This is a genomic window from Sphingomonas sp. Tas61C01 (genome assembly GCF_052567495.1).
The window spans coordinates 3,613,217-3,632,621 of record NZ_CP199583.1; the positions used below are offsets into that span (position 1 = coordinate 3,613,217).

At 65.9% G+C, this 19,405-nt stretch carries 16 protein-coding genes; 7 read left to right on the forward strand and 9 right to left on the reverse strand.

Features of this window, described 5'->3' with window-relative positions; genetic code table 11:
* The first annotated feature begins 179 nt into the window (after positions 1-179).
* Genes paoA through paoC form a run of 3 tightly spaced genes read left to right on the forward strand, consistent with a single transcriptional unit; the run spans position 180 to position 3,969 of the window.
* Entirely contained in the window at positions 180-812 is a 633-nt protein-coding gene (gene paoA / locus ACT009_RS16935; RefSeq protein ID WP_445192217.1) for an aldehyde dehydrogenase iron-sulfur subunit PaoA, read from the forward strand.
* Positions 809-1,762: an FAD binding domain-containing protein gene (locus ACT009_RS16940; RefSeq protein WP_445192218.1), complete on the forward strand. Its 954-nt coding sequence runs from the start codon at positions 809-811 to the stop codon at positions 1,760-1,762. The genes paoA and ACT009_RS16940 overlap by 4 nt, the downstream gene beginning before the upstream one ends.
* The gene (gene paoC, locus ACT009_RS16945) at positions 1,759-3,969 is read left to right on the forward strand and encodes an aldehyde oxidoreductase molybdenum-binding subunit PaoC (RefSeq protein WP_445192219.1); all 2,211 of its coding nucleotides are present in this window, start codon (positions 1,759-1,761) and stop codon (positions 3,967-3,969) included. Before ACT009_RS16940 ends, paoC begins: the two co-directional genes overlap by 4 nt.
* Positions 3,970-4,016: 47 nt before the next feature.
* Here the strand turns inward: paoC and ACT009_RS16950 are convergent, their stop codons facing one another.
* From ACT009_RS16950 to ACT009_RS16970, 5 genes are all read right to left on the reverse strand, one after another.
* Positions 4,017-4,259: a tautomerase family protein gene (locus ACT009_RS16950; RefSeq protein WP_445192220.1), complete on the reverse strand. Its 243-nt coding sequence runs from the start codon at positions 4,257-4,259 to the stop codon at positions 4,017-4,019.
* On the reverse strand, positions 4,259-4,579 hold the full coding sequence (locus tag ACT009_RS16955) for a carboxymuconolactone decarboxylase family protein (protein WP_445192221.1): 321 nt from the start codon (positions 4,577-4,579) through the stop codon (positions 4,259-4,261). Before ACT009_RS16955 ends, ACT009_RS16950 begins: the two co-directional genes overlap by 1 nt.
* Positions 4,579-5,799, reverse strand: a complete 1,221-nt coding sequence (locus tag ACT009_RS16960) for an MFS transporter (protein WP_445192222.1) — start codon at positions 5,797-5,799, stop codon at positions 4,579-4,581. Before ACT009_RS16960 ends, ACT009_RS16955 begins: the two co-directional genes overlap by 1 nt.
* Positions 5,800-5,912: 113 nt before the next feature.
* Positions 5,913-6,824 carry a LysR family transcriptional regulator gene (locus tag ACT009_RS16965; RefSeq protein ID WP_445192223.1) on the reverse strand — a complete coding sequence of 304 codons (912 nt, stop codon included), beginning with the start codon at positions 6,822-6,824 and terminating at the stop codon, positions 5,913-5,915.
* A gap of 58 nt (positions 6,825-6,882) precedes the next feature.
* Positions 6,883-7,281 carry a (R)-mandelonitrile lyase gene (locus ACT009_RS16970; protein WP_445192224.1) on the reverse strand — a complete coding sequence of 133 codons (399 nt, stop codon included), beginning with the start codon at positions 7,279-7,281 and terminating at the stop codon, positions 6,883-6,885.
* Positions 7,282-7,469: 188 nt separating this feature from the next.
* Between ACT009_RS16970 and ACT009_RS16975 the strand changes: the two genes are divergently transcribed.
* Entirely contained in the window at positions 7,470-8,711 is a 1,242-nt protein-coding gene (locus tag ACT009_RS16975) for an NAD(P)/FAD-dependent oxidoreductase (RefSeq protein ID WP_445192225.1), read from the forward strand.
* 22 nt (positions 8,712-8,733) lie between these two features.
* Here ACT009_RS16975 and ACT009_RS16980 read toward each other — a convergent pair whose 3' ends face one another.
* The 4 genes from ACT009_RS16980 to ACT009_RS16995 all read right to left on the reverse strand — a co-directional run bounded on the left by ACT009_RS16980 (position 8,734) and on the right by ACT009_RS16995 (position 15,891).
* Positions 8,734-9,795 carry an SDR family oxidoreductase gene (locus ACT009_RS16980; protein WP_445192226.1) on the reverse strand — a complete coding sequence of 354 codons (1,062 nt, stop codon included), beginning with the start codon at positions 9,793-9,795 and terminating at the stop codon, positions 8,734-8,736.
* Between the two features lie 384 nt (positions 9,796-10,179).
* On the reverse strand, positions 10,180-10,908 hold the full coding sequence (locus ACT009_RS16985; RefSeq protein WP_445192227.1) for a PEPxxWA-CTERM sorting domain-containing protein: 729 nt from the start codon (positions 10,906-10,908) through the stop codon (positions 10,180-10,182).
* 314 nt (positions 10,909-11,222) lie between these two features.
* Positions 11,223-14,840 (reverse strand): M1 family aminopeptidase, encoded by a 3,618-nt coding sequence (locus tag ACT009_RS16990; protein WP_445192228.1) that lies wholly within the window; start codon positions 14,838-14,840, stop codon positions 11,223-11,225.
* Entirely contained in the window at positions 14,818-15,891 is a 1,074-nt protein-coding gene (locus ACT009_RS16995; protein ID WP_445192229.1) for an ABC transporter ATP-binding protein, read from the reverse strand. Before ACT009_RS16995 ends, ACT009_RS16990 begins: the two co-directional genes overlap by 23 nt.
* Positions 15,892-15,960: 69 nt before the next feature.
* Here ACT009_RS16995 and ACT009_RS17000 point away from each other — a divergent pair, with 69 nt between their 5' ends.
* From ACT009_RS17000 to ACT009_RS17010, 3 genes are read left to right on the forward strand one after another with little or no spacing between them, the layout of a single operon-like run.
* Positions 15,961-17,358 carry a Gfo/Idh/MocA family protein gene (locus ACT009_RS17000; protein ID WP_445192230.1) on the forward strand — a complete coding sequence of 466 codons (1,398 nt, stop codon included), beginning with the start codon at positions 15,961-15,963 and terminating at the stop codon, positions 17,356-17,358.
* Positions 17,346-18,113 (forward strand): 3-keto-disaccharide hydrolase, encoded by a 768-nt coding sequence (locus tag ACT009_RS17005; RefSeq protein WP_445192231.1) that lies wholly within the window; start codon positions 17,346-17,348, stop codon positions 18,111-18,113. Before ACT009_RS17000 ends, ACT009_RS17005 begins: the two co-directional genes overlap by 13 nt.
* A 31-nt stretch (positions 18,114-18,144) precedes the next feature.
* A complete protein-coding gene (locus ACT009_RS17010) occupies positions 18,145-19,383 on the forward strand; it encodes a sialidase family protein (protein ID WP_445192232.1) in 1,239 nt (412 codons plus the stop codon).
* Positions 19,384-19,405 lie beyond the last annotated feature (22 nt).

Consider the following 19,405-nt stretch of genomic DNA (forward strand, 5'->3'; position numbering starts at 1 on the left):
GCGCGGCTCGGCAGGTCGGTGTGCCGGTTCATACGAACGATGACGCTGGCTCACCGGCTCGATGAGTGAACCCTACGTAACATTGTCCGCCCGCCCGCGTTAAATCCCGACTTGGCAAGCCCTTGGACCAGTGTTCGATCACTGCCCGCCGGACGGGGCCCGCCTCGAGGGACAGCATCATGGATGTCAGCGATGAATCACGAATTTCGAGGCGCGGTGTCATCGGTGGTGGCGTGGCCGCGGCAGCGATAGTGGTGTCGCCGGGCGGGGTTGGGAACGGTAGCGGGATGCGGACGGTGGCGACGATGCCGGTCTCGATCGACGTCAATGGCGAGCGTCGCGCGCTCGATCTGGATCCTCGGACGACGCTGCTGGATGCGTTGCGCGAGCATCTGCATCTGACGGGCACAAAGAAAGGGTGCGATCACGGGCAGTGCGGAGCTTGCACGGTCATCGTCAATGGCGAGCGGATCAATTCTTGTCTGAGCCTGGCGCTACAGCATGACGGTGACTCGGTCACGACGATCGAGGGCCTAGGCAGGGCCGATGAGCTGCACCCGATGCAGGCGGCGTTCGTCGAGCATGACGGCTATCAGTGCGGCTATTGCACGCCCGGCCAGATCTGTTCCGCGGTGTCGGTGCTGAAGGAGATCGAGGCGGGTGTTCCCAGCCATGTCACCGGCGATCTTTCGGCACGGATGCAGCCGACCGGTGCCGAACTACGCGAGCGGATGAGCGGCAACATCTGCCGGTGCGGCGCCTATTCGAACATCGCGGCAGCGATCGCGCACGTCGCGGGGGAGAAAGCATGAGGAGCTTCACCTACGAGCGGGCAAGGACACCCGCCGACGCCGCGGCATCGGTCGCGCGGACCAGCGGCGCCAAGTTCCTGGCGGGCGGCACCAACATCCTCGATTTGATGAAACTCGAGATAGAAACCCCGACGCACTTGGTCGATGTGCAGGATCTGAAGCTAGACCGGATCGAAGCGACCGGCGAAGGCGGGCTGCGGATCGGTGCGTTCGTCAGCAACACCAGGCTTGCGGCGGACGAGCGAGTGCGGCGCGACTACGGCGTGCTGACTCGCGCCATCGTCGCCGGGGCCAGTGGACAGCTCCGCAACAAGGCAACGACCGCCGGCAATCTGCTTCAACGCACGCGCTGCCCATATTTTTACGACACCAATCAACCCTGCAACAAGCGCAAGCCCGGCTCGGGATGTGCGGCGATCGGCGGCTATGCGCGGCAACTGGCCGTCATCGGCGGCAGCGATCAGTGCATCGCGACCTATCCCGGCGACATGGCGGTGGCGATGCGGGTGCTCGACGCGACGATCGAAACCGTCGACGCCGCCGGGCAGACGCGCACGATCCCGATCGCCGATTTTCACCGGCTGCCGGGATCGACACCGACGATCGACCATGCGCTGGCGCCCGGTGAGTTGATCACCGCGGTGACGTTGCCTCGCCCGATCGGCGGCACACACATCTACCAGAAGGTGCGGGACCGCGCGTCCTACGCCTTCGCACTCGTCTCGGTTGCCGCGGTGATCCGGACGGACGGCAGCGGCCGGGTGGCCTTCGGCGGGGTTGCGCCGAAGCCATGGCGTATCGAAGCGGCCGAGGCAGCGATGCCGCGAGGTGCCAAGGCCGTTGCGGATGCCGTATTCGCGGGGGCCAAGCCGACGTCCGACAATGGCTTCAAGGTGAAGCTCGCGATGCGAACGCTCGCCGCTGTAATCGCCGAAGGGAAGAACGCATGAAGTTCGATACACCCGCAGGTGCCAACCCGACCGACCGAATGAAGGTGCTCGGCAAGCCGCTCGATCGCTACGAGGCGCGGCTGAAGACGACCGGCACCGCGACCTATGCCTATGAGTGGCAGGACGTCGCGCCCGGTTTTGCCTATGGCTATATCCTGGGTGCGGCCGTCGCCAAGGGGCGCATCGCGTCGATCGACACGACCGAGGCGGCCCGGGCGCCGGGCGTCGTCGGCGTCGTCACTTATCTGAACGCGGGCAAGCCCGGCGTCGGCAAGTTCTACGTCCAGAAGATGCTCGCTGCCCCGGAGGTGGATCACTACCACCAGCCGGTCGCCGTCGTCGTCGCCGGAACGTTCGAGCAGGCCCGCGCGGCATCGGCCATGATCCGCGTCGTCTACGATCGGACGCAGGGTCGCTATGATCTCGCCGCGCAAACGGCTACGGCGCCAGTCCCCCCAGAAGGCGAATTCGGTGGGCCGAACGAGAAGGCGGTAGGCGACTTTACCAAGGCGTTCGCCGCCGCCCCGGTCAAGGTCGACGAGACCTACACCGTCCCCGATCAGGCCCACGCGATGATGGAGCCGCACGCTTCAATCGCAAAGTGGGACGGCGACCGCGTGACGTGCTGGACTTCGATCCAGCAGATGAACTGGGGCACGCGAGACCTCGGCCTGATCCTCGGCATTCCGAAGGCTAATGTCCGCTTGATCTCGCCGTATATCGGCGGCGGCTTCGGGGGAAAGGGAACGGTGCAGATCGATCTTGCGCTCGCGGCGATCGCCGCGCGGGTCGTCGGCCGCCCGGTCAAGATCGCGCTCCAGCGCCCGCTGATGTTCAACACCACCATTCATCGGCCCAAGACGATCCAGCGCGTGCGCCTGGGCGCGGGCAAGGATGGCAGATTGACGGCGATCGGTCATGAAAGCTGGTCGGGCAACCTGCCGGGCGGTCGGACCGAGCCGACCGTTACATCGACCCGGACGCTCTACGCCGGGGCAAACCGGTTGACCCGGATGCGATTGGCGACGCTCGATCTGGCCGAAGGCAACGCCATGCGCGCGCCCGGCGAGGCGCCGGGCCTGATGGCGCTCGAAGTCGCCATGGACGAATTGGCGGAAAAGCTGCGCATGGATCCGGTGCAGCTCAGGATCGTCAACGACACGCAGGTCGATCCGGAAAACGCGTCGAAACCGTTCTCGACCCGGGCATTCGTCCAGTGCCTTCAGGAAGGCGCCGAGCGCTTCGGCTGGGCCAAGCGCAACCCGAAAGCGGGCCAGGTTCGCGAAGGCCGATGGCTGATCGGCACCGGGATGGCCGGCGCCATCCGCGGCGGTAAGATCGCCAAGGCCGGGGCACGCGCTCGACTGGGCAAGAACGGCGTGGTCACGATCGAGACCGACATGACCGATATCGGCACCGGCAGCTATACCATCGTCCAGCAGACCGCGGCCGAGATGATGGGGGTCGCGCCGGACCGGATCGTCGTCAAGCTCGGCGATTCCACCTTTCCCGAAACCCCTGGCTCAGGTGGTCAGCAGGGCGCGCCCTCAGTGACAGCGGGGGTGTACGCCGCGTGCATGAAGCTGCGAGAAACGGTGGCGCAGCGGCTCGGCTTCAATACGGCCGCCGTCGATTTCGTCGCCGGCCAGGTCCGAAGCGGCAACCGGACCGTCCCGCTGGCCGATGCTGCAAAGGACGGCGAGCTGGTGGTCGAGGACGTGATGGAGTTCGCCAAGATGGCCGATCAATTCCAGCAGCAGACGTTCGGCGCGCATTTCGCCGAAGTCGCGGTCGACGCCTATACGGGTGAGGTCCGTGTGCGGCGCATGCTCGCGGTCTGTGCGGCTGGTCGCATCCTCAACGCCAAGACGGCGCGCAGCCAAGTCATCGGCGGGATGGTGATGGGCGTCGGTGCGGCGTTGATGGAGGAGATGGCGATCGACCAGCGGTTCGGCTTCTTCGTCAATCACGACCTCGCGGGGTACGAAGTCCCGGTCCATGCCGATATCCCGCATCTCGACGCCTATTTCATCGACGAGGTCGATCCGACGATCTCGCCCGTGAAGGCAAAGGGGGTGGGCGAGCTGGGGCTGACCGGCGTCGCTCCCGCCATCGCCAACGCGATCTACAACGCGACCGGCGTGAGGGTTCGCGAATATCCGATCACGCTCGACAAGCATCTCGATCACTTGCCCGAGGTGGCCTGAAGCGGCTGGGCACCGCGACGGTGAGGCGGGTTACACCGACCTCACCGTCATGAGATCCGTCGAAGCGGTCCGTAACCCGGCCGTTTGAACAAAGTGCCCGCACTCGACTGGATATCAGGCCCGTAAACCTCGTTCATCCAGTCGGCCGGTGCGACATCCTCGATCGCGACCGAGACGGCATTGTCGCCATAGTTCAGCGTATCCGCCACCGCCGTCGTCAGCCGGTCCGCGAGCCGCTGCTTGTCGGCATCGCTGCGACCAGCGTACATCTTGACGATCACGTGCGGCATCACGCGTCCTTGAACGCTTCACGCGCGGCGTTGATTGCCGTCATGGCGGTGGGCCAGCCCGCGTAGAAGGCGGTGTGCGTGATCGCGGCGACGATCTCGTCCTTAGTCAGGCCGTTCTCCAGTCCCTTCTTGAGGTGGAAGCCGATCTCGTTGTGCCGATAGAGTGCAGCGAGGTTCACGATCGTGACGAGGCTGCGGTCGCGTGGCGACAGCGTGTCATCGACCCAGACGTCGCCGAACTGCACCTTGTCGGTAAGTTCGGCCAGCTTCGGCGCGATGTCACCAAAGGACTTGCGAGCATTGGTCGGTTCGTCGGTCATCAGGTTTCTCCTTGTGAACGGGCGAAGGGCGCTCGGTCGGTGCTGCAACCCAACGCGGCGAATGCTGCAAAGGCCAAGATTGCGGCGCTTCCGAGGAATTCGGTACGTGGCCCGGCCAGGTCATAGGCAACCCCACCGATGGTTGCCCCGGCCATGATCGCGAACTGAACGACGGCGACCATCAGCCCGCCACCCGCCTCCGCATGATCCGGCGCGGCGCGCGTGACCCATGTCCACCAGCCGACCGGCGCCGCGGTGCCCAGAAGCCCCCAGAGTGCGAGCAGTATAGCGACAACGGCCAACGAGCCGCCGAACACCGCCAGCCCGACGGCCACGCCCGCCATCGCTGCAGCAATCATCGCCAGCAGGATGTGGAGACTCCGGCCGATTAGGTTGCCGATCAACGTCGTGCCGATGAAGCCGGACACTCCGATGACGAGCAGCAAGCCCGACAGCATCCCCAGGCCGACATGGGTAACCTGTTCGAGGAACGGGCGCAGATACGTGTAGAGCGCGAACTGGCCCAAGAAGAGCAGGCCGACGCCGGCCAAGCCGACCAGCACGGCCTTTCGCTGCAGCAACGATCGCATTCCGCTTCCACCCTCGCGGCGCCGTGCCGGAAGCGCGGGCAGCGCAAAGGCCTGCCATATCGTCGCCGCGATCGCGATCGGCACCACGCAGAAGAACGCACCGCGCCAACCGATGATGCCTCCGAGGAAGCTGCCCAGCGGCGCGCCGACGACGGTAGCGACCGCGTTGCCGCCGTTCAGGATGGCGAGCGCCTTCGGCACCGACCGGGCGGGCACGAGGCGCGTGACGATCGCCGCGGACATCGACCAGAACCCGCCGATCGCGACACCGAGGACGGCCCGGCCGACCATGAGCATGGCGTAACCGGGCGCGGACGACACCAATGCTCCCGAGACGATCAGCAGCGCGGTCAGGCCGAGGAGCACCAAACGCCGATCCGTGCGCGCGATGAGCCTGCCGATCGAAAGGCTGGCGATCATCGCGGACAAGCCGGAGATCGCGATGGCGCGCCCCGCCTGACCGTCGGTCAGGTCGAGATCGGTCGCGATCGGGCTGAGCAGGCTGACCGGCATGAATTCCGACGCCACCAGCACGAAGGTGCAGAGCGTCATCGCATAGACCGCGCTCCACGCCGGAGCATCGGCCCTGTCGATCCCGTCGTCGACTTGCGTCAGTGCGGCAGTCGTCATCCATTATCCTTCGGCCGATCAGAAGGCGCCAGAACGCTTCCGGTCGGGCAGACATAGGTTGTCGGGTCGGCATCGATTAGGCGCTTGCAAGTCCATGCAGCAGTGAGCCACGATCACTGCAGGCCCAGCGGACGCCTCTCGCGAATGAGATCGGACAGCAGCCGCAACGCAGTCGGAACCTGGCGACGGCTGGAATAATAGAGATGGAAGCCAGGCCCCGAGGTGGCGAAATCCTTCAGCACGAAATCAAGCGTTCCGGCTGCGACGTACGGCGCGATCAAGGGTTCGATGCCGTACATCAGCGCCGTTCCGCCGACTGCCATGATCACCATCGCTGCGGCGTCGTTGACGGTGATCCGGCTAGGCACCGCGATCGAGAACTCGCCGCCTTCGCCGTCAAACTCCCAACGATAGATGCTGTCGTTGCCGAGGCGTACGCCCAGGCACCGATGATGCTGCAGATCCATCGGTGTCGCCGGCACGCCGTGACGTTCGAGATACGCCGGCGAACCGGCCACGACCCAGCGGACGTCGGCGGAAAGCCGTAGCGCGATCATGTCCTCCGGAACGGTGCCGCCATAGCGGATGCCGGCATCGAACCCCTCGCCGACGATATCGACCATGCGGTTGGTCGCGACGATGTCGAGCTCGACATCGGGATAGCGTTCGGCGAATTCCGGCAGGATCGGGCCGAGGAGCAACGTAGCGGCATCGGAGACGACGTTGATCCTGATGCGGCCGGCCGGCGTGTCGCGGTAGAGGTTGAGGGATTCCACGGCATCGCCGATCGCCTCGAACGGCTGCCTGATGGCCGTATGAAGTTGTTCGCCTGCCGCCGTCAGCGTGACGGATCGGTTGGTGCGGTTGAACAGCCGAACGCCGAGGCGGGTCTCCAGGCCCTTCAGCGCATGGCTCAATCCTGAGGCACTGACACCGACCTCCAGCCCAGCGCGACGAAAGCTGCGATGCCGGGCGATCGCGAGGAAATAGGTGAAGTCGGCGACATCCGACCGGCTTGCAGGCATCTCAATCCCCTCGTCAGCCAGGCGCGAAGACACCGGCGCATCCACTCATCGCTCCGCCTCACCCGGCATATTGATCGTCGGTGACCGGATCGAGCCAGTCGACGTTCTTGCCGTCCACCATCTCGGTTATCGCGATGTGCGTCATGCCGGTGTCCGCCGTGGCGCCGTGCCAATGCCGTTCGTCGGCGTCGAAGAAGACGGTATCGCCGGGGCCGACCTCGTCGCGCGGACCGCCTTCGCGCTGCACCCAACCCTTGCCGGCTGTGATGATGATCGTCTGGCCCGCAGGATGGGTATGCCAGACGGTCCGGGCGCCAGGCGAGAAGGTGACGACTCCGGTGCCGACGCGGCTGGGCGGAGCGCCGTTGCTGAGATTGTCTACGCGGACCGCGCCGCTGAAGTTGTCGGGCGTTCGGCCAGTCATGGAGGCGGTCGACGCGTTGCGGGTGATCTTCACGGCTGCTTCTCCTTCTACATCGACAACGCATCGGGTGGAGGTTCGGTCAATGAGCTTGGCTCATCGACACCAGTGCGGCTTATCAACGATAGCGCCACCTGGCATGAAGCCGGATCTCCGCTATCGTGCCGGCTCGCGTTCACGCCCGCGTTCGGCGCCGTACACAAGACGATCGCACCGGAGGATTGATGCGCCATTATGACGTCGTGATCGTGGGGGCGGGGCATGCCGGTGCGGCGTGCGCGATCGCGCTGCGCCAGCAGGGTTTCGCCGGGTCGATCGCGTTGATCGGCGACGAGCCCGATCCACCCTATGAGCGTCCGCCGCTGTCGAAGGATTATTTGTCGGGCGGCAAGACGTTCGATCGGCTGCTGATCCGCCCGTCCGGCTTCTGGGGGGAGCGCGCGATCGATCTCCATCTCGGCACCCGCGTGGGTGCGGTCGATGCCGAGGCTCGCGTGCTCACCACGACGGCGGGTGAGACCTTCGACTATGACGATTTGGTCTGGGCGGCGGGCGGGCGGGCGCGGCGGCTGAGCTGTGGCGGCGCCGACCTGCGCGGCGTGCATACCGTCCGCACCCGCGCGGACGTCGATCGGCTGGAGGGCGAGCTGGCCGCGATCCGCACCGTCGTCGTGATCGGCGGCGGCTATATCGGGCTGGAGGCGGCGGCGGTGCTGTCGAAGCTCGGCAAGCGCGTGATCGTGCTGGAGGCGCTCGACAGGGTCCTCGCGCGCGTCGCCGGCGAGCCGTTGTCACGCTTCTTCGAGGCGGAGCACCGTGCACACGGCGTCGAGGTCCGTCTCGAGACGACGGTCGACTGCATCCTCGGCGACGACGGGCAGGTGACCTCGGTGCTGCTCGCGACCGGCGAGCGTATCGCGGCGGACGCGGTGATCGTCGGCATCGGTATCCTCCCCGAGGTCGAGCCGCTCCGCGAGGCAGGTGCTGCCGGCACCAACGGTATCGACGTCGACGGCCATTGCCGCACCAGCCTGGCCGGCGTCTACGCGATCGGCGACTGCGCGTCACATCACAATCGCTACGGCGCCGGCGCTGCGCTGCGGCTGGAATCGGTGCAGAATGCCAACGATCAAGCTGCGCTCGTCGCCGGCGTCATCGCCGGGCGAGATCCGGCGCCCTATGCGACGACGCCGTGGTTCTGGTCGAACCAGTACGACCTGAAGCTCCAGACCGTCGGGCTGTCGATCGGCTTCGACGCCTGCGTGATCCGCGGCGACCCGGCCGATCGCGCCTTCTCGGTGGTCTATGGCCGCGACGGCGTCGTCATCGCGCTCGACTGCGTCAACGCCGTCAAGGATTACGTTCAGGGCCGCAAGCTGGTCGAGGCACGCGCGTCGTTCGTGCCGGAGGCGCTCGGCGACACCAGCGTCGCGCTGAAGGAGCAACTCCTCCAACTGCATAGCTGACGTCGGTCAGCGCCGGTACGCCCTAGGGAATGAAACGGCCGGCACGCAGCCGTTCGAAGAGCGCGAAGAACGCGTCGTCGGTCGGCTGGTATCCGGTGAAGCCGAGTCGCCGACTCTTGCTCATGTCCGTGACGACTTCGATGGGACGGCCGAGATCGGCATCGGTGTGCCACGGCGATGCCAGCCGACCGAGGTCAGCTTCCGCCAGCCCCTCCCGCGTCGCGATCTCGTGCCAGAGCCGCGCATCGTCCTTCATCTGCTGTTCCAACGGCCGGACGGTGCCGTCGAACGCCGCCGCGTCGAGACCGAACCAGGCGGCGATGCGGCTCCACATCCATTGCCAGCGGAAGACGTCGCCATTGACGACGTTGAACGCCGCGTCGTGCGCCGCCTCGGTTTCTGCGGCCCACATCATGTGGTGGGCCAGCTGACCGGCATCGGTCATGTCGGTCAGCCCGGACCACTGCGCCGCAGAGCCGGGGAAGGTGAAGGGTCTGCCTGTCTCGCGGCAGAGCGTCGCATAGACGGCCAGCGTCGTGCCCATGTTCATGGCGTTGCCGACCGCCAGCCCGATCACGGTGTGGGGGCGATGGACGCTCCAGGTGAAGCCGTCGCGCGCCGCGGCGGCGAACAGCTCGTCCTCTTGCGCGTAGTAGAAGTTCTCAACGTCGAGCCTGCCCTGCTCCTCGCGGAACGGCGTCTGCGGCAACGTGCCTTTGCCGTAAGCCTCGAACGGCCCGAGATAGTGTTTGAGGCCGGTGACGAGCGCGACATGACGCGGCTCGGTTGGCTTCGCCAGGCCGTCGAGCAGGTTGCGTACCATCGCCGCGTTGACACGGATGTTCTCGGCCTCGCTGTCCTGTCGCAGCCACGTCGTGATGAAGACCGCGTCGGGGTCGATGCCACGCAACGCCGCCTCGGTCGCGCTCGCGTCCTGTAGGTCCGCTGCGACCGGCTCCACGCCAGGCCGGTCGGTTGGCCGCCGGGCGAGGCCATGCACCGTCCAGCCGTTGGCTGCCAGAAGGTCTGCGGTCGCGCCGCCGACAATGCCGCTCGCGCCGACCACCAATGCCGTCTTCGCCATTTTCGTCTCCTCGTTGGTCTGGAATCTAGGCACGCCGGCGCGACGATTCTAGCCGGCACCATCCATCGCCGCCCTCGACAGGGCTGCTGACCCCAACCGTCCAGAGTTCGATGCCGCGAATGGTCGAGTACCGCCTGACGGATTGGGGGAGGGAGCTTCGTCGAGCCGGTAGAGTTGCTGTCCGGTTGGGGCCGCGACAGTCCGGATGCCCTGGATCGACTGGGGCCGCGCCCGAGCGTGCCCGAGGATAGAGACTGTCGCGACGAGCATCCGCGATGCTTCAGGCGCTGGGTAGGCGGAACAGAAGCCACGATTTCGCCGGGAACGGCAAAAGCCGCGGCCCTTGCGAGCTGCGGCTTCCCCCATCGACAGTGACGCGAAAGATCAGGCGTAGACGACCGTGGCGTTGCGCCGGCGGTAGCGGATCGCCGCGCCCATCATGCCGAAGCCGACCAGCATCATCGCCCAGGTGGCGGGCTCCGGCACCGCAGCGACGTTCAGGATCGACGGCGAGCCGTTCGCGCGGCCATAGACCAGCGTGTAGGCCTTGGTGCCGTTCGGCAGGCGGACCTTCTCGGTGATTGCCGAGGTCGGACCCGCGGTCAGCCCGGAAAGGCGAATGCCGTCCGCATAGAGGCTGACGCCGTCGTCATGCGTGATCGAGAGTTCGAGATCGTTGAAGTTGCCGATCGTCGTGAAGGTATAGAGCGAGCCGTACGCGAAGTTCGCGGCGCTGCCGCTGGTCGCCAGGAAACCGGCCAGCGTTCTGAAGTTCGCGCCGTTGGCGCCATAGGCCACCGAGGCAGGCCCGACACCGACATAGTTGCTGATGCCCGCGGCATTCGCGCCGAAGAACGTCGAAGTAATGTCGCCGGTATTGCTGCTAGACTGCGGGTTGGTGTTGCTGAAGGACAGCGGGCCAGTATAGGTGAAAACCGCCGTCGACAGATCCGGCTTGGTCAGGAAATTAAACGAGCTGGCGAGAGTGGCGTCGAATTGTTTGCCGATCGAGGCTTCGAGGACGGTCACGAGATACGTTGCAGCCGAAGCTGGAACTGCCACGAAGGCAGAAGTGATCAGCGCGGTGGTCGCAACAAGCTTTTTGACGTTCATTTATCCTGCCCCCTATTGATGGCTGCGCCGTGATTCGGTGCTGAATGCAAGATGAACAATTTCTAAACAGTGGCTACGTAGATTCCGACGGTGATCGTATGCATCCTGTCTAGTATCGGTACAACTTGTGTCATCACGGGACGAAAGCGGTAATGAGCCTACGAATTCATGAAACGTCTCTCCTGAAGGAGGGGTGAGTAGGTAGATCTATCAATAGTCCGAAGAGACGCAGCCTGAGGGCATCGGTGCTCGGCTGCCGTCACGCTCCTCGCGACAACAACAGGCAGGTCTGCGCCGACGGCCCTACGAACCGATCAGTTCGTGGCGATCACATTGTCGTCCGAGTTGCGGTCGATCCGCGTGTTGTACGGGTCCGCGCCGGCGAAGGCGGGTTTGGCCTTGCTGACCAACGTCACCGTCTGGACCCCGGACCGGATCGGAACCCGGTCGAGCAGCAGCACATCGCTCGCCGCGAACTTGCCGCGACCCGGCATCGCGGTGAACAGCCCGATCTCGGTCGTCTCGTTCAGCGGCGCCTCATGCTCCTTGCCGCGACCGTCGGCGTAGAGCTTGTGCGCCTCGACCGTCAGCACCGTCTGCCAGCGGCCGTCCGGGCGTTTGGCCGATGCGGCTGACTTGGTCTTGATGTCGTAGAGGGTAATACGGTCGAACAGATCGGTGATCAGCGCATTTTCGGACGCGGTCGCGCCTTTCCTGAACTCCGCGATGAGGTCCAGGCTGCGAGGATAGGGCGCACCTTTGAACCTGTAGCGGGTGACGTAGCGTTTCAGCGCGGCGTTGACGCGCGCTTCGCCGAGTTGGTCCTTCAGCCGGTACATCACCAGCGAGCCCTTGCGGTAATGGATGTAGGGCTGGTCCTCGACCCGGTCGAGCGGCAGTTCCTCGATCGCCTCGCCGCCCCGCGCCTTCAGGTAATTGTCGAGCTCGAACTTCAGGAAGCGGCGGATCTGGTCGCGGCCGTACAGCTTCTCCATCACCATCAGCGCGGAATATTGCGCCAGCGTCTCGGTCAACATGGTCGAGCCCTGGACATCGGCGCCGACCGCCTGATGTGCCCACCATTGATGCCCCATTTCGTGCGCGGCGACATAGGTCACATAGTCGATCTTGTCGGGATCGGAGAGGTCGGCGATGAAGCCGATCCCTTCCGAATAGGGCATCGTGCCGGCAAAGGCCTGTGCGAACCTGGCATAATCGGGGAATTCGATGATCCGAGCCTGTCGGAACTGGTATGGACCGAACGCGGGCTGATAATAGTCCAGGGCATGGCCGAACGCGGCGAGCATGCGGTTCACGTTGGTCGAATGGATCGGGTCGTAATAGACCGCCAGATCGATCCCGTCATGACGCCGGTGCGCCTCCCGGTAGCGCGCGGACTGGACGGAATAGAAGTTGAGGATCGGTGCACCGACCACGAAGCGCGCGGTTCGGCGACCAGCGGCGCTGGTGTCGGACACCTTGTAGCCGGGGGCGATCGGCGTCTGATCGGCGTCAGTGGTGACGGTGATGTCGGTGCGGATCCAGTCGAAGGCGTAGCCGTTGTGGCGCGTCGCGGCGACGTCCTCCAGCTTGGGCGGGCGCAGTTCGGACGGCAGGCCATGTTTGCGCCGCTTGACGCGATCCTGCAGCATGCCGTTGCGGTTCATGCCGATCTGCGGCGAGAATTCAGTGTTGTCGAGGAACGTCCCGTTGTCGACCAGCCGGGTGTCGTTGCTGGAATTGCGGAAGCCACGCTGCCCGCGTTCGGTGCGGAACGAGATGCTGGTGGCGCCGCCGGGGGCGAGCGGCCGGGCGAGCCGGTAGATGCGGTATTGGTAGCGCGGGTAATCTCGCACCAGCCGCGCCCCCGGCACCCCGAGCGCGGCGAGCCGGGTGCTCCGATCGGGCAGGCGGATGTGGAGGTCGCGGATCGGCGCGTCGGTAAGGTTGACGAGCTGCATGACACCGGTCGCCACCATCTTCGGCTGATGGGGGTGGATATCGAGCGCGATCCTCACCGCCCGTACCGACGGCTGCGGCAGGGTGGCATAAGGCAGCAGCGCCTTTTCGTAGTCGGCGAGGAAGTCGTCGTCGCCGACCGTGGTGCGGTATTCATTCCACACATGGGTGTTGGTGTAGATCCAGGCGCCGAGCCCGACAAAGGCAAGGGCGGCCATGCCCGCGATCACCCCCGCGCCGCCCGCGAGCCGCCTTGGCAGCCGGCGCAGGCGCGGCATCAGCCGCGTCTCCGTCCCGCGTCGCCATAGCGCGTGGGCGAGGACTAGCAGCAGCACCGCGAAGGCGGTCCAATAGGCCTTCACGGTCCAGGAGCCGATCCAGAACTTGCCGAGGCCATTCATGTCGCTGGTCCGCAGCTCGGGCGCCTGCGAGTAATTGTAGAGAACGTCGCCGAAGCCGAGATTGCGGAAGGTCACCGTGGTGATCAGGTAGATCACCATCAGGCCCCAGCCGACGAACTTGTGCGGGCTGAGCGCCTGCAGGAACACCGCCAGCACCGCCATCAGCGTGAAATTGACGGTCAGCGGCAGCACGTACCAGACCAGATACTTGCCGAGTTCGAATTGGTCGTAGCCGTGGAACAGCTGCATCAGCATGCCGCCGACGACGCTGATCGCCAGGGTGCAGAACAGCACGAGCGTGACCGCCAGCGCCTTCGGCAGCACATAGGCCCAGTCGGGGATCGCGCTGGCGTCGATGATCTCGTGGGTCTTGCGATCGCGTTCGCGCCAGACGATCTCGCCGGCATAATAGATCGCGACGATGACCGGGATGAACCCGAAGGTTCCGACCATCAGCGAGATGACGACCCGCGTCACCGGGTAGACCGGCGTGCCGAACGCTTCGCTGAGATCGACGAGCGAACCCATCGCGTTGAACAGGCCGAGCGCCATCAGCACGAAGAAGGCGGGACTCTTGAACACCTGCCCCATCTCGAACCGGGTACGCAGGCCGAGCTGGGCCAGCGACGTCGAGCGATCGAAGCGCGGCGACGGCAGGATCGCGATCGGCGCGGGCGCAGCGGAGGCTTCCGCGGCCTCCGCGAGTTTTGCGGCCTTGCGCTGCTTGCGCGACGGTTTCTCGGCGAAGCGGAACGTGGCGAACGCGGCGACGAGGCCGACCGCGCCGATCGCGATCGCGAGCAACCGGTTCCACAGCAGCATGCCATCGAGCGGCAGCAGCAGCGTGTTGCGCTCGGCAGCAGTCCAGTATTTGGTCATGTAGCTCACCGCGCCGAAGCCCAGCGGCTCGCCATAAGCACCCGCGACTTCATAGGCGGGGTTCTTGTCGAGCACGACGGTGGCGAGCGTCCACAGGATCAGGAAGACGACGGCGCCGATATAGCTGGCCATCATCGATCGCGTCGACGTAGCGAGCGCGAAGAAGATCGCCGACGTCATGAACAGGTCGGGCAGCGCCAGCCAAAGATAGGGTTGGAGATAGAAGCCCAGGCCGTTCGCGCCGACCTGATCGGGATCGAGCCACGGCATCATGCTGCCGATCCACACCGCCAGCGGGATCGCGAGGAAGCCGATCGCTGCAGCCAGGAACGCACCCCAGTACCGACCGAACAGATAGCTCGAGCGGGTGATCCGGGTCGCCCGGATGATCGAGCCGAAGCCCGAATCATCGTCGCGCACGATCACGTTGGCGACGAACGCAGTCGATACGAACATGTAGAAGAGGCTGAGGATCAGCATCATCTGCGCGATCGCGAACGGCGCGTTCTTGTGGACGTTGCCGCCGGACCCGATCGAGATCTGGTCCACCGTCGTCGCGCCGAACGCGAGCAGGAAGAAGATCACCACCGCGACCCAGAAGACCGGGTTCTTGAGCTGGTAGCGAAGCTCGAAGCCGAGGATGCCGGCGAACATTGTCAGCGCATCCCGCTCAGGCTGCGCGACGCGACGCATCGAGCGTCGAGAAATAGACGTCCTCGAGCCCGCCCGCGACCGGCGTGAAGCCGTCGCCGGGGCTGTGATCCGCGGCGACGTGGATGACGGTCTTGCCCGCGAACAGCCGGGTCGAGATCACGCGGTGGTCGGCGCGGTATCGCTCCAACTCGTCGCGCTCGATCGTCTTCTGCCACACGCGCCCGCGGGTTTCGTCGATCAGCGCGAGCGGCGCGCCTTCAAGCAGGATGCGGCCGCCGGCCAGCACCGCCATGCGCGGGCACAGGTCCGCCACATCCTCGACAATGTGGGTGGACAGGATGACGACGACGTTGTCGCCGATTTCGCCCAGCAGATTGAGGAAGCGGTTGCGTTCCTCGGGATCGAGGCCGGCGGTTGGTTCGTCGACGATGATCAGCCGCGGATTGCCGATCAGCGCCTGCGCGATCCCGAAGCGCTGGCGCATGCCGCCGGAGAAGCCCGCGAGCGCTTTCTTGCGCACCGGCCACAGATTGACCTGTTGCAGCAGGCGCTCGACGGTGTCCTTGCGATCGCCGCGGCCGCTCACGCCCTTCAGCACCGCCATGTGATCGAGCATGTCGTAGGCCGACACCCGCGGGTACACGCCGAAATCCTGCGGCAGATAGCCGAGCGTGCGGCGCAATTGCTCGGGCTCGGCGATCACGTCGAGGTCGCCGAAGACGATCCGGCCGCTGGTCGGGCTCTGCAGGGTCGCGATGGTGCGCATCAGGGTCGATTTGCCGGCGCCGTTGGGCCCGAGCAGCCCGAACATGCCGGTCGGGATCGACAGGCTCACGCCGTCCAGCGCGCGCGTCCCGTTGGCGTAGATGTGCGTGAGGTCCGCGATTTCGAGCATGCGCGCTGTCTCTTCCCCGTCAGTCACAGCACCGTCGCCGGTGAGTTGCCGGAATAGAGCAGCGTCATTCGCTAAACGCAACCGGTCGGCCGGGGGACGGCGTCGAGCATCGATCGTGACAAGAGATGACGCTTGTCGAACGCAGGCGGCGCTGTCAGCTTCGGCAACCAAAGAGGAGAGTATTCCGATGTCCAAGCCGGCACGTTCCGATGACGGCCATCGCGTGGCCCGCACCGAACCCGGTATGCCCGCGTGAGCGGGGGCATGACCCGCCGCGACTGGCTCGGCGGCACCGCTGCTGGCGCCGGGCTGCTCGCGCTGCCGAGAGTTGCAGCCGCTGCACGCAGCATCGCGCCGAGCGATCGGGTCAACGTCGCCGTGATCGGCGCGGGCGGCATGGGCGCGCAGAACATGGCCAAGCTGACCAGCCAGAACATCGTCGCGCTCGCCGATGTCGACTTCGCGCACGTCGCCAAGTCGTTCACCGACGACAAGGGCCAGGCCCGCGCCGATCGTGCCGCGCTGAAGGCGTCGTACGATCGCGCCGCGAAGCACGCCGATTACCGGCGGATGTTCGACAGCCGCAAGGACATCGATGCGGTCGTGATCGCGACCCCCGATCATCACCACGCGATCGCCGCGAAGAACGCGATGGAGCGCGGCCTGCACGTCTATGTGCAGAAGCCGCTGACCTACACGGTACGCGAAGGCAGGGTGCTGCTCGATCTCGCCAACCGCAACCCGAAGCTGGTCACCCAGATGGGCAACCAGGGCCATTCGGGCGACGACGGCCGCCGCGCGGTGGAACTGATCCGCGGCGGCGTGATCGGCCGGGTGCGCGAGGTGCATGCCTGGACCAATCGTCCGATCTGGCCGCAGGGCGAAGCGCGTCCTGGCCCGGTGGCGAAGCCCGCGACGCTCGACTGGGATCTGTGGCGCGGGCCCGCAGCCGTCGACTGGGGCTACAACCCCGATTATGCGCACTTCAACTGGAGGGGGTGGGTGCCGTTCGGGATCGGCTCGCTCGGCGACATGGGCGCGCACCTGATCGACTTTCCGGTCTGGGCGTTGCAGCCCGGGCTCCCGACCCGGATCGAGACGCGGCACAGTCGCTGGGGCGGCGACACCGATGTGTGGGACGGAAGGCCGCCCGTCGACCTCGGTAGCTACCCGCTCGCGACGATCACCACCTATCGGTTCGGCAACGCGCCCGGTGGCCCGTTGACGCTGACCTGGTACGACGGCGGGCTGATGCCGCCGACGCCCGCCGCGATGCCGGCGAGTGCGCGGATGAACCCGGACGGGGGCGTGCTCTATGTCGGCGATCGCGGCATGATGATGCACGACACCTATGGCGAGAAGCCGGTACTGATCGGCGACGGCGTCGACGCGCGGGCCGCGGCGGTGCCCGTGTCCCTGCCGCGCATCGCCGGCGGCCGCGATGCGCACGAGATGAACTGGATTCGTGCCATTCGTGGGGAGGAGGCGATCTCCTCGCCCTTCTCGGTCGCCGTGCCGCTCAACGAGACGATGATCCTGGGGATGGTCGCGCTGCGGGCGGACCAGCCGATCGAGTATGACGGCGCCACCGGGCGGGTCACCAACGTGGCGGACGCGAACCGATTTCTCGATCGCGAATACCGTGCGGGGTGGACGCTGTGATCGCCGCGGTCGTCACAGCGCTGCTCGTGCAAGCAGCACCCGCGGCCAAGCCCGAGGATACCGAGGTATGGAGCCCTGAGCCGCGCGTCGTGACGCCTGCGCCGGCTGCGGCGACGCCCGCTGCGGCGCCCACCGATGCCGTCGTCCTGTTCGACGGCCGCACCCTCGACGAATGGGTCGCGACCAACGACAAGTCGCCTGCGCGCTGGACCGTGGGGGAGGGCGCCGTGACGGTGCGCAAGGGCACCGGCAACATCGAGACCAAACGCCGTTTCCGCAACTATCAGCTGCATTTGGAATGGCGCATCCCGCCGGGGATCGCCGGCGAGGGGCAGGCGCGCGGCAATAGCGGGTTGTTCCTCGCCTCGACCGGCAACGGCGATGCCGGGTACGAGCTCCAGATCCTCGATAGCTTCGGCAACAAGACCTATGTCAACGGCCAGGCGGGCAGCATCTACAAGCAGCATGCGCCGCTGGTGAACGCAGCGCGCAAGCCGGGTATGTGGCAGACCTACGACGTCGTGTGGACGGCCCCCGTATTTGCGGTGGACGGCGCGCTGAAAGCGCCGGCGTACGTCACCGTGTTGTGGAACGGCGTGCTGGTGCAGGACCATGTCGCGCTGAAGGGAGAGACCGTTTACGTCGGGCAGCCGCGCTACACCACGCACGGCGCATCGCCGATCAAGCTGCAGGATCATGGCGATCCCAGCACGCCGATCAGCTTCCGGTCGATCTGGGTGCGCGAGACCGAGTGAGGAGTGGCGCTCGCCTTATGCCAAGGTTGGGGTGGATCCGCTCCGTCTTAGGCATGATCAGCCGCCACGGTCCGCTCGTCCCGGCGGGCGGCTGGTCACCCCCATGCGTCAGCTCCGACGTCGTAGGGCGGCCGCTCCGAGCGATCGATACGGAGAAAGCCGCATGATCCTTGCGAAGTACGTCGGCATGGTAGTGGCGGCCCTGGTTGCGCTGTCGGGGTCGATCGGCACGACGCAGACTCAGACGCGCTTGACCACCGATCCGTCAATGTATGCGCGCGCCCGGCAACTCGCCAATGGTGAGATCCTGGCGGCGATGACCGGCTTTGCCGGGGGCAAGCACATCGATGTGTATGTCAGCGCCGACGCTGGCGTGACCTTCCGCCCTCTGTCGCGGATCACCGACCCCGATTTCGGGACGGGGCTGTGCTGCGGCACGATCTTCCAGTTGCCGAGGGCGATCGGCAAGCTGCCCGCCGGCACGCTGCTGTGGTCGGGATCGATCGGCCAGGATGGCGGCATCGATCGGCGCATGACGATCAAGATCTACATGAGTGCCGACGATGGCCGGACGTGGCGCTTCCTGTCCGCGATCGCTTCGCTCAATGCCGGCGGGCTATGGGAACCCGAACTCTCCGTCGCCGAGGACGGCGCGCTGGTCATGATGTATTCCGACGAAACCAACCGCTCGATTTGGGATCAGAAGCTCGTCGCGACGCGCAGCTATGATGGCGCGCGGTGGCAGGACACCAAGGACCTCGTCGCCAGCACGGTGCGCGCCGATCGCCCCGGCATGGCCGTGGTGTCCCGTTTGGCTCGCGGCACGCGCTTCATGACCTACGAGCTGTGCGGCCCCGCCGCCTGCGCGACCTTCTTAAAGACGTCGAACGATGGCTGGAACTGGGGTAACGCCACCCAGGCCGGAACCGCCATCCGCCTGCCAGACGGCCGTCATTTCGTACACGCGCCGTACAACACCGTATTGTCCAGCGGCCCGCTCCTCGTCGTGGGACAGATGCTGATGAAGGCAGACGGCACCGTCGCCGCAGGCAACGGCACGACGATCTTCAAGAGCGCCAGCGGAAACCCGGCCGGACCATGGACGACGATCGCCGCGCCGGTCGGCGTCCCCGGCGCGCGCGACCATCCATGCCCTAACTATTCGTCGCCGCTGCTGTCGCTGGCGGAAGGCGCGACCGTGCTGGAGTTTTCGGGCCGCCTGGAAGGCGACAAATGCGTGATGTACTTCAATCGTGGTCCGACGCGATGATGCCAAGCCACGCCTTCAGCAA

Bases quoted from the DNA above. Each gene is read 5' to 3' on its own strand.
- ACT009_RS16950 (WP_445192220.1), bottom strand. From the start codon at position 4,259: ATGCCGCACGTGATCGTCAAGATGTACGCTGGTCGCAGCGATGCCGAC.
- ACT009_RS16940 (WP_445192218.1), top strand. From the start codon at position 809: ATGAGGAGCTTCACCTACGAGCGGGCAAGGACACCCGCCGACGCCGCG.
- paoA (WP_445192217.1), top strand. From the start codon at position 180: ATGGATGTCAGCGATGAATCACGAATTTCGAGGCGCGGTGTCATCGGT.
- ACT009_RS16955 (WP_445192221.1), bottom strand. From the start codon at position 4,579: ATGACCGACGAACCGACCAATGCTCGCAAGTCCTTTGGTGACATCGCG.
- ACT009_RS16985 (WP_445192227.1), bottom strand. From the start codon at position 10,908: ATGAACGTCAAAAAGCTTGTTGCGACCACCGCGCTGATCACTTCTGCC.
- ACT009_RS16980 (WP_445192226.1), bottom strand. From the start codon at position 9,795: ATGGCGAAGACGGCATTGGTGGTCGGCGCGAGCGGCATTGTCGGCGGC.
- ACT009_RS16990 (WP_445192228.1), bottom strand. From the start codon at position 14,840: ATGCGTCGCGTCGCGCAGCCTGAGCGGGATGCGCTGACAATGTTCGCC.
- ACT009_RS16960 (WP_445192222.1), bottom strand. From the start codon at position 5,799: ATGACGACTGCCGCACTGACGCAAGTCGACGACGGGATCGACAGGGCC.
- ACT009_RS16965 (WP_445192223.1), bottom strand. From the start codon at position 6,824: ATGCCTGCAAGCCGGTCGGATGTCGCCGACTTCACCTATTTCCTCGCG.
- ACT009_RS16975 (WP_445192225.1), top strand. From the start codon at position 7,470: ATGCGCCATTATGACGTCGTGATCGTGGGGGCGGGGCATGCCGGTGCG.
- ACT009_RS17000 (WP_445192230.1), top strand. From the start codon at position 15,961: ATGACCCGCCGCGACTGGCTCGGCGGCACCGCTGCTGGCGCCGGGCTG.
- paoC (WP_445192219.1), top strand. From the start codon at position 1,759: ATGAAGTTCGATACACCCGCAGGTGCCAACCCGACCGACCGAATGAAG.